The 9,372-nt window shown below is 68.1% G+C and carries 8 protein-coding genes and 1 pseudogene; 3 read left to right on the top strand and 6 right to left on the bottom strand.

Annotation, left to right across the window (positions count from 1 at the left end; all coding sequences use genetic code 11):
• Positions 1-157, bottom strand: a pseudogene (locus ACT4N8_RS13805) (NUDIX hydrolase); the annotation flags it as partial.
• A gap of 150 nt (positions 158-307) precedes the next feature.
• Here ACT4N8_RS13805 and ACT4N8_RS13800 point away from each other — a divergent pair.
• Entirely contained in the window at positions 308-685 is a 378-nt protein-coding gene (locus tag ACT4N8_RS13800; RefSeq protein WP_444858693.1) for a PRC-barrel domain-containing protein, read from the top strand.
• 117 nt (positions 686-802) lie between these two features.
• On the opposite strand, the gene ACT4N8_RS13795 is transcribed toward ACT4N8_RS13800, so the two are convergent.
• On the bottom strand, positions 803-4,057 hold the full coding sequence (locus tag ACT4N8_RS13795) for a tandem-95 repeat protein (RefSeq protein WP_444858692.1): 3,255 nt from the start codon (positions 4,055-4,057) through the stop codon (positions 803-805).
• A 236-nt stretch (positions 4,058-4,293) separates the two neighbouring features.
• Between ACT4N8_RS13795 and ACT4N8_RS13790 the strand changes: the two genes are divergently transcribed.
• Positions 4,294-4,815 carry a Pycsar system effector family protein gene (locus ACT4N8_RS13790; RefSeq protein ID WP_444858691.1) on the top strand — a complete coding sequence of 174 codons (522 nt, stop codon included), beginning with the start codon at positions 4,294-4,296 and terminating at the stop codon, positions 4,813-4,815.
• Here ACT4N8_RS13790 and ACT4N8_RS13785 read toward each other — a convergent pair whose 3' ends face one another.
• The 3 genes from ACT4N8_RS13785 to ACT4N8_RS13775 all read right to left on the bottom strand — a co-directional run bounded on the left by ACT4N8_RS13785 (position 4,816) and on the right by ACT4N8_RS13775 (position 7,415).
• Positions 4,816-5,733, bottom strand: a complete 918-nt coding sequence (locus ACT4N8_RS13785) for an NAD-dependent epimerase/dehydratase family protein (RefSeq protein WP_444858690.1) — start codon at positions 5,731-5,733, stop codon at positions 4,816-4,818.
• Positions 5,730-6,761, bottom strand: a complete 1,032-nt coding sequence (gene obgE / locus ACT4N8_RS13780) for a GTPase ObgE (protein ID WP_444858689.1) — start codon at positions 6,759-6,761, stop codon at positions 5,730-5,732. The genes ACT4N8_RS13785 and obgE overlap by 4 nt, the downstream gene beginning before the upstream one ends.
• A gap of 63 nt (positions 6,762-6,824) precedes the next feature.
• The gene (locus ACT4N8_RS13775; RefSeq protein WP_444858688.1) at positions 6,825-7,415 is read right to left on the bottom strand and encodes a TetR family transcriptional regulator; all 591 of its coding nucleotides are present in this window, start codon (positions 7,413-7,415) and stop codon (positions 6,825-6,827) included.
• Positions 7,416-7,459: 44 nt separating this feature from the next.
• Between ACT4N8_RS13775 and ACT4N8_RS13770 the strand changes: the two genes are divergently transcribed.
• Positions 7,460-8,317 carry a metal-dependent hydrolase gene (locus ACT4N8_RS13770; RefSeq protein WP_444858687.1) on the top strand — a complete coding sequence of 286 codons (858 nt, stop codon included), beginning with the start codon at positions 7,460-7,462 and terminating at the stop codon, positions 8,315-8,317.
• Here the strand turns inward: ACT4N8_RS13770 and ACT4N8_RS13765 are convergent.
• The coding region (locus ACT4N8_RS13765) for an MFS transporter (RefSeq protein WP_444858686.1) at positions 8,278-9,372 on the bottom strand (1,095 nt) is incomplete at its 5' end. The genes ACT4N8_RS13770 and ACT4N8_RS13765 overlap by 40 nt on opposite strands.

Genomic DNA, 9,372 nt, shown 5'->3' with positions numbered 1-9,372 from the left:
CCTCGGGGTCGATCCGCCCGCCCGGGAAGACGAGCGCGCCCGCGGCGAAGGCCATCTGGCCGGTGCGCTCGGTCATCAGCAGGTCGGACGGCGCGGAAAGGCGCGGCCGCATCAGGATCAGGGTGGCCGCCGGAATCGGTTCGGGCAGGTCGGACATGGCGTCAGCCCTAATCCGTGAAGGGCTGCCCGGGCAATGATCGCCGCTTCCGTGCGTCCTGGCGCTCCCGGCGCCCGCGCGACGGAACGATGACCGCCGCAACCTGTTGATTCATTACCCCTTCAACCCCAAGCCAAAGGAGATCGCCACATGGCTATCGACACCCGCGACGACATTCTCGAACGCGACGAAACCACCAACCTCATCGCCTCCAACAAGGTCGAGGGCACTGCCGTCTACAACCGCTCCGGCGAGAAGCTCGGCACGGTCAGTCACTTCATGGTCGGCAAGCGCAACGGCCGCGTCGAATATGCGGTGATGAGCTTCGGCGGCCTGTTCGGCATGGGCGCCAACCATCATCCGCTGCCGTGGGACGTGCTCGATTACGACACCGACAAGGGCGGCTATGTCGTCGATCTCGACAAGGAGCGGCTCGAAGGCGCGCCGTCCTTCGCGCGCGACCAGGAGCCGACCTGGGACCGCGACTACGGCACCCGCATCTACGGCTATTACGGCCTGAATTATTGATCGCGGACGTTCTCTAGGGAGGCGGCTTCGGCCGCCTCCCGCTGCCCCTTCAGGTAAACGGAGGCCGCTGCGTGAACCCCGACAAATGTCGGAGACCGAGTTGGGCTGTAGACTTGCTCAGATCACGGTGAAGTCGCTTGCCGCGAGGGCGGGCGCTCCGCTGAGCACCGCGAACTGGACTGCGGCCCCGGCGCCGTTGCCATCGGGGTCGAAGTAAAGCGCGCCGGTCGCGGAATCGTAGATGATCCGATCGTCGGCGTCTTGCGCCGAACCGCCGATCGCGAACGCGCCCGCAGCGAGCGCGCCGGCGGCGAGGCCCGTGAACACGTCGTTCTCCAGCAAGATGCGATCCTGACCGCTGACGAAGTCCTGGATGCGGTCGGCGAGGGCGGGCCCGAACGCATCCGCGAAGATGAACATATCCGCGCCCGCGCCGCCGTTCAGGACATCGTAGCCCGCGCCGCCGTTGAGCTGGTCGTCTCCCTCGCCGCCGAGCAGGATGTCGTTGCCGCCGAAGCCCGCGACCACGTCATTGCCGCCGCCGCCCGACAGCGTGTTGGCGCCGTTGTTGCCGAGCAGGGTCTGGCCGAAGCCGTTCCCCACCAGGTTGATCGCTAGAGTGCCCGCCAGATTGGCGGTCGAGATGACCTCGATCTCCTGGCCGGCCGAGAGCGTGTAGCTGACGCTGGTCACGATCCGGTCGTTGCCCTGCCCGGCCAGCTCGACCAGGCTGTCCCCCGTGCGCGAGATGTAATACCAGTCGTCGCCGGTCCCGCCCTGCAGCGTCGAGTTGGCATCGGCATTGCCGTAGAGCGTGTCGTCCCCCGCCCCGCCGATCAACGTGTCGGTGCCGCCCCCGCCGGTCAGGATGTTCGCTCCGGCATTGCCCCAGAGCACCTGGCCGAAGGCGTTGCCGGTGAGGTTAAGCGCGCCCGTTCCCGCCTGATCGGCGGCGCTAATGAACTCGATTTCCCGGCCGGCCGACAGGACGTAATTCACGCTCGCATAGATGCGGTCATAGCCCTCGCCGGCGAATTCGATGATGCTGTCGCCACTTGCCGAGATGTAGTACCAGTCGTCGCCGGTCCCGCCCTGCAGCTGGTTCGCCGCGCCGGCACCGCCGATCAAGATGTCGTTTCCGGCCATGCCGATCAGGTAATCGGCACCCGCGCCGCCCTCGAGGCGGTTGCCGAGCGCATTGCCGATCAGCGTGTCGGCGAGGGCCGAGCCGATCGCATGCTCGATGCCGAGCAAAGTGTCGCTGCCGCCATAGCCATTGGCCGGCGCCTTGTCTGAATTGAGATTGACCGACACGCCGCCGGGCGCCGTCGAATAATCGGCGGTGTCGATGCCCGTGCCGCCGTCGAGGACATTGTTGCCGGCATGGCCGATCAAACGATCGTCGCCCGCGCCGCCGGTGATGGAATTGTCGAGCCCGTTGCCGACGATGACATCGTCAAGCGCCGATCCCGCGATGGCGTTGACCGGCGTCGGGCTGCCCGGCGTCCAGTTCGCGATCGCAGCATCGAGCGACGCGATCTGCTGCGCGGTCAGGCTCGCGGCGGCCTCATTCTGGTTGGCTTGCAAATAGTCGCGGAATTGGGCGATCGGGGGTCCGCCGTTGAATTTCAGGCCGACTCCGAGCCAGAAATAAGCGTCGCTCGCGCTCGCCTGCACCCCTTCGCCGAAGAAGAAGCGCAGGCCCAGTGTGTACATCGCGTCGGCGCTGCCGAGCTTGGCCGCGGCAATGTAGTGATTGGCCGCCGCGGCATCGTCCACGGCGCTGCCGAAGCCGTTATCGACCAATACGCCCAATCGGTAGCGGGACGGCGCGTGGTTCGGGTACTGGCTCAGCAGTTCCTGCGCCCTGGCATAATCCTGGGGCACGCCGTCACCCGCATAATAAAGCGCCGCGAGCTGCAGGTTCGCCTGAACGCCGCTGGGCAGCGCCTGCTCGAGGAAGAAAGCCGCGGCGGTGGTGTCCCGGTTGACGTTCTGGTCGAACTGCAGCCACGTCCCGTAATGATAGGACGCGTTCGGGTCCCCCGCGAACGCCAGCCTCGTCGCCCAGTAGATGAAGGCGGGCATGTCCCCCTGGACGAAATATTCGGCGACTTCGCCGAAGCTGGGGAGAACCGGCGGATCGTTCGGCGGCCGCACCGTGATGGTCACCGTCTTGGGGCCGCTCGTTGCCTGGCCGTCGCTCACCACATATTGAAAGGTCACGTCGCCCGAGAAGCCGGAGCCGGGCGTGAACACGTAATGGCCGCTGCGGCTGTCGAGATCGAGCGTCCCGGCCGAAAGCGAGCCGTCGACGAGATGGAAGGTCGGCGTGTCGCCGTCGATGTCGCTGCCCCGGAACAGGGTGAACTCGAACGCTTCGTTCGCGGCGATGACGACATCCTCGTCCATGCTGGTGAGCAGCGGCGCGTCGTTGATCGGCGCGATATAAAGCGTCACCGGGATCGGGCCGCTCGTGCCTTCGCTGCTTGTCACCGTATATTGGAACGAGGCGGCGTCGGTGATGAACTCGCGCCCGTAATAATTGGCGGTCGGGGTAAAGACGTAACTGCCGGTATTGGCGTCGATCTCGACACTTCCGTTCCTGACCGAGCCCGGCACGAGCAAATAAACCGCATCGGGGTGCCCGCCGGGATCGGTCAGCTGGCCGGCGACCGGCTCATCCTCGACGCCGAACACGAAGCCCGGGTCCGCCACGTCTTGCTCGGCCGGGCTCTTCGCCTTGATCGTGATGTTGGCGATATCGAGAAAGCCGCTCGGCCGATCGGTCGGGGAGTCGCCGAGCAGGAGAAGATGGAGCGTCGCGTCGGCCTGGCTCAGCGTGGTGGTCAGATCGAGCGGCATGTAGCGATAGGCCCAGTCGCCCTGGCCCGATATATTGTTCCCGCCATAACCCCAGTCGAGTGGGTCCGACGACAGGGTGACCGTGATCGTCTGCCACTCGTCGGTGATCTGGTCGGCGAAATCGCCACCGGTGTGCGCCCAGTTGGTGACCTGCAATCCGACCGGGTAATTGAAATAGAGATTCGCCTCGGGAAGGTAAGTGCACACCCAGAAGATGAGCTTCGCGCCGTTCGGATCGAAATCCTTTCCCTTGATCGTGATTTCGATTTCGGCGTCTCTCAGGTCGATCGACCCCAGGCTGGTCGGCCTTCCGATCGCGAGGCTCGAGACCAGCCAGAGCGCGCCGATGCCGTCGAGATGATTGGGGTCGAGCTGACCCGGCGCGTGAATCCTCGTGAAGGAGCCGTGAGTGGGATCGCCCTGAATCAGCGAGGGCGGCATCCAGCTCGCCCAGGCGCCCAGCCCGTTCGAGAAATCGAACTCGTAGACAAATTCGTCCGGTTCCAAAGCGATTCGAGCCCCCGTCAGGCGTTGGCGGCATGCTCGGCATGCCTCGGTTCGTCACCCGAATAGCAACGGATCTGGAAATTGCCATACGTATCGTCGACTTAGGTGAACGGCTGGCCCGGTTATCGCGGTCTAGGGTGTGCCGCCGTGGTCCGCGCGCGTGGCCGCTCCTGCGCTTGGCAAGGCCGGCATGACCGTGCCATGACAATCGGGGGACTTGATCAGGGGCGTTGCACGTGGCCGACGACAATGAGGCGGACGAGACGGTCTATCCGGTGAACGCGGCGCATCTGATGCGAACGACCCAGCTCGCGCAGCTCCAGCTTTCCGCCATGGCCGATCACAAGGCCAGCATTCTGATGGGCGCCACCTTCGTGATCTTCACCATCACTATCGGCCGCGCCCAAGGGGCGAGCGCGCCGCTGCCTCTGCTGATCCTTGGCGGCGCCGCTTTCTTCTCTGCCATCTTCGCGGTGCTCGCCGTGCTGCCCGTGATCAGGAAGCGGAAGCCCAGCGGCGAGCCTAATATCCTCTTCTTCGGCACCTTCACGCAGATGGCCGAGGAAGACTTCATCGACGAGGTGACGAGCCGGCTGACGACGGAACGCAGCATCTACCGGACGATGGCGCGCGACATCTATCAGGCGGGATCGGTGCTGCAGAACAAGAAGTACCGGATGCTCGCTTACGCCTACCGTATCTTCCTGCTCGGCCTGGTTGCGAGCTGCGCCGCCTATATCTACCTCTATCTGGTCTGACTATTTCAGCCAGCCCTGCCGGCGATACCATTCCGCCGTCGCCTTGAGCCCGGTAGGGGTGCGGATCTGCGGCGTCCACAGCGTTTCGGGCGGGCGGCGCTCGGCGGTGACGACCCAGTCGGGGTGGCAGAAATAGCGGGCGCGGTCTGGGGTCAGCTTGGCCTTGCTCCGCCGGACCAGTCGGTCGACACGGGCCACGCCCTGCATGAGGACCCTTGGCATGGCGAGCGTAGCCGGGCGCTTGCCGAGCAGGCGCCCCAGCGTGCGCGCGAAATGGCGATGCTCCCAACCGTCCGTCCTGCCGTCGTCGGGCTCGTAGGTCTCGCCCACCGCCTCGGGGCGATCGACCAAGGCCAGGATCAGGCGGCAAAGGTCCTCGACGTGGATGATCGAGAAGCGGCCGCCGGGCGGCAGCGCGACGAGGCCGCGCCGCGCCATCCGGAACAGCTCGAGCGTCTCGCGGTCGCCCGGCCCATAGACGGCGGGCGGGCGGACGATCGTCCAGTCGAGTGGGGACGCGGCCACGATCCGCTCCGACCGCGCCTTCGACCAGCCGTAATCGGAGAGCTTGGGCTCGCGCGCCGCGAGGCTGGAAACATGGACGAAACGGCGGACGCCGGCGGCGCGGGCGGCGTCAAGCAGGTGAGCCGTCCCCGTCACGTTGACCGCCTCGAAGCCGGCGCGGTCGGGCGCGTTGATCAGGCCGGCGACGTGAATCACCGCGTCCGCTCCCGTGCAAAGCTCGGCGAGCGCATCGGGCCGGTCGAGCGCGCCGTCGATCCAGGCGACGCCCTCTTCGGGCGGCCGCCAGCCCCGGGTGAGCGCGCGAACCTCGTGCCCAACCTCGCGGGCGAGGCGCAGGAGATGGCCGCCGACGAAGCCGGTGGCGCCGGTCAGCGCGAGCGTCGCGCCGCTCACAGCGGCGACCAGCCCTCGGCCGGCTCGCCCTTCGTCTCGGCGAGCCGCCCGATCCGCTCGACCAGTGCATCGAGCACCGCCTCGACGCCTTCGCCGGTGATCCCAGAAACCGGGAAGACCGGCGCGCCCGAGGCGGCGCGAAGCTCGGCGCTGAGCGCCTCGGCCAGCTCGGCGTCGATCGTGTCGAGCTTGGTCAGCGCGATCACCTCGGGCTTGTCGGCAAGGCCGGCGCCATAGGCTTCCAACTCGTCGCGCACCGTGCGCCAGGCGGTCGCGACATCCGCGTTATTGGCGTCGACCAGGTGGAGCAGCACGCGCGTGCGCTCGACATGGCCAAGGAAGCGGTCGCCGACCCCCGCGCCTTGGGCCGCGCCCTCGATCAGCCCGGGAATGTCGGCGAGGACGAAATCGACCCCCTTGTGGCGGACGACGCCGAGCTTGGGGTGGAGCGTCGTGAACGGATAGTCGCCGACCTTCGCCTTGGCGTTGGAGACGGCGTTCAAAAAGGTCGATTTGCCGGCGTTGGGCAGGCCGACCAGCCCGGCATCGGCGATCAGCTTGAGCCGCAGCCAGACCCACATCTCCTCGCCCGGCCAGCCGGTGCCGTGCTGGCGCGGGGCGCGGTTGGTGGAGGTCTTGTAGCTGGCATTGCCGCGCCCGCCGTCGCCGCCCTTCAGGAGGACGATGCGCTGGCCGACCTCGGTGAAGTCGGCGAGGACCAATTCCTTGTCCTCGTCGAGGACCTGCGTGCCGACCGGCACCTTGACGACGAGATCCTTGCCCCCCGCCCCGGTCTGGTTGCGCCCGGCGCCGCCCTTTCCGCGCGGCGCCTTGAAATGCTGGGTGTAGCGAAAGTCGATCAGCGTATTGAGGCCCTCGACCGCCTCGAAGACGATGTCGCCGCCCTTGCCGCCGTCGCCGCCGTCCGGACCGCCATATTCGATAAACTTCTCGCGCCGGAAGCTGACCGCGCCCGGTCCGCCCGCGCCCGAGCGGATGAAGATCTTGGCCTGGTCGAGGAAATGCATGGCGGCGCATGTAGGCGAGGCCGAGAGGAAGAGAAAGGCGTGAGACGGCTCGGCGGGCGCCGACTATGCCCCCTCTCCTTCCGCCGCCTTATGCGCGGCGATGAGCTGGCGGCGGGCGAGCTCGCGCGCTTTCTCGCGGGGCAGGCCGAGCGCCTCGGCCATCGGGCCGCCGAGCAGCGAATCGCCCAGCGCCGCCAGCACCAGCGCCAGGGTCATCTCGTGCACGGGCCGGTCCTCATGGCCCTCGCCGAGCTGGTCGACGAGGCCGTGGATCGCCTCCAGAATCGGATTGAGCGCGTCGCGATTGCCGGAGAGAATCATCCAGGCGGCGAGCGCGCCCGCTCCTTCGCGTCCGAAAGCGTCGAAGGTGCGGTCGACGATCTCGATCGGGTCCGCCTCGCCCTGGCGGCTGCGCAGTACGGCCTCGGCGATGCCGGCGACCACCCGCCCGCTGATCAATTCGGCGAGCGCCCCCTGCAGCCCCGCCGCCGAGCCGAAATGGTGAAGCAGATTGGCGTGGCTCTTGCCGATCTCGGCGGCCACCGCCTTCAAGGTCACCGCCTGCGGCCCCTTCTCGATCAGCAGCCGCCGCGCCGCCTCCAGCGCCGCCGCCCGGCTCTCTTCGGGGGACAGGCGCTCACGCTTTATTGACACGTTTGTAAGTATTGCGTATCTCCCAGTCCCAAGGAGCATAACGCATGACGCGCGCCGTGACACCCGCCGACCTCACCATCACCCCGCGCGACCGCCGCTTCGGGCGCGGCATGCGCCAGGAGCGCTGGTGGATGGGCGGCGATCCGGTCGCCACCGCCTTCTACAACGCGCTGTCGGCGACCTTTCCCAAGGGCGAAGCCTTCTTCGTCGAGAGCGTGCGTGCCTTCCGCGACGGCGCCGACCCCAAGCTCGCCGCCGAGATCAAGGCCTTCACCACCCAGGAGGTGATGCACAGCCGCGAGCATGTCCAATTCAACAAGCGCGCGCTCGAGGCGGGCTACGACCTCTCGCCGCTCGAGGAGCGGGTCGAATGGCGCCTCTCGATCACGCGCTCGAAGCCGCCGATCGTCAGCCTCGCCGCGACCATGTGCCTCGAACATTTCACCGCGATCCTAGCCAACCAGCTGCTGCGCAATCCGCGCCATCTCGACAAGGCCGATCCAGAGAGCGCGGCTTTGTGGCGCTGGCACGCGATCGAGGAGATCGAACATAAGGGCGTCGCCTACGACACCTGGCTGCACGCGACCCGGGGCATCTCCCGCCGCCGGCGCTGGAAGATCAAGGCCAAGGTGATGCTGTTCGTCACCCGCAACTTCATCGTCGACCGCAGCCGCGGCACGCTCGAACTGCTGCGCCAGGACGGGATCACCGGCGCACGCGCCTGGGCGCGGATGCTCTGGTTCGCCTGGATCAACCCCGGCATGCTGCGCAAGGTTTTCGGCGCCTGGCTCGCTTTCTTCCTGCCGCGCTTCCACCCGTGGAACCACGACGACCGGGCGCTGATCGGCCGCGCCGAGAGCGATTATGCCGCGGCGCTGATGCCCGAGGCCAGCCCCGCCTGAGCCTCGCGTCCGGGCCGGACGACCCGGACGGCCGCGATCAAAGCCGCCAGCGCGAACGGGATGCCGATCCCGAACGCGGCCCAGGCGACGAGGCTGAAATTGCCCGCGCTCAGGCCCGCGCCGAACCCCGCCGCGTTGGCCGCGAGCCCCGCCAACGCCGCCCCGACCGCGCCGCCGGCGTTGCGCACCGCGCCGATCGCGGCCGAGCCGCGCGCCCGCGTCGCCTCGCCGAACGAGCCGATCACGCGCTGGCCGAGGAAGGGGTAGGCAAGCCCGAAGCCACCGCCCAGCAAGGCCGCCGCGATGCCGATCGCGAGCAGGCTGCCGCCGTCCATCAGGAGGGTGACGCCGAGCGTGCCGGCCAGGATCGAGGCCGCGCCCGCGACGATCAGTCGCCCGCGCCAGCGCTCCGACGCCCCGGAACCGGCGAGCGAGGCCGCGGTCCAGGCGAGCGCCTCGATCGCGACGAGATAGCCCGCCTCGAGCGCCGAGAGGCCGGCGCTGAACTGCAGCAACGCCGGCGCGTAGAGCGCGAAGGCGGCCGCCGCCGCGTTGGTCGCGAAATAGACGAGATAGGCCGCGTCGAGCGGGAAGCCGCGCTCGCCACGGGGAAGCAGCCCGTTCGCGCCGGCACGGTCGGCGGCCAGGGCCGCGATCAGCAAGGCCCCACCGGCCGCGGCAAGCAAGGCCGACAGCGGCCCGCTGGCAACGACGCCCGCCGTGGCGACGGCACTGGTGCCGAGCGCGACGAGCAGCATCGTCGCCCACGGAAGGCGGCCGCTCTCGTTCTTGCCCTGTGCATGCGGGATGAGCAGGAAGGAGGCGGCGGTGAACAGCAAGGCCTGGCCGGCGAACAGCCAGAAGACGCCGCGCCACAGGCCGGCGTCGGCGAAGAGCCCGCCGAGCAAGGGGCCGGCGAAGGTCGCGATCCCCCAGACGCTGGTGCAGAGCGCGAAGACCCGCGGCAAATGCCGCCCGTCGAACAGCAGAGCGAGCGCGACATAGATCAGCCCGCCGATCCAGCCCGCCGCGCCGCCCTGCAACGCCCGTCCGGC

Source organism: Sphingosinicella sp., assembly GCF_052387495.1.
Classification (GTDB): domain Bacteria; phylum Pseudomonadota; class Alphaproteobacteria; order Sphingomonadales; family Sphingomonadaceae; genus Allosphingosinicella.
Note: the sequence above shows the minus strand (reverse complement) of the source record. Positions and strands in the feature narration are given on the sequence as shown.

Excerpts from the sequence above, each read along its gene's own strand:
- ACT4N8_RS13800 (WP_444858693.1), top strand. The coding sequence starts at position 308 with ATGGCTATCGACACCCGCGACGACATTCTCGAACGCGACGAAACCACC.
- obgE (WP_444858689.1), bottom strand. The coding sequence starts at position 6,761 with ATGCATTTCCTCGACCAGGCCAAGATCTTCATCCGCTCGGGCGCGGGC.
- ACT4N8_RS13770 (WP_444858687.1), top strand. The coding sequence starts at position 7,460 with ATGACGCGCGCCGTGACACCCGCCGACCTCACCATCACCCCGCGCGAC.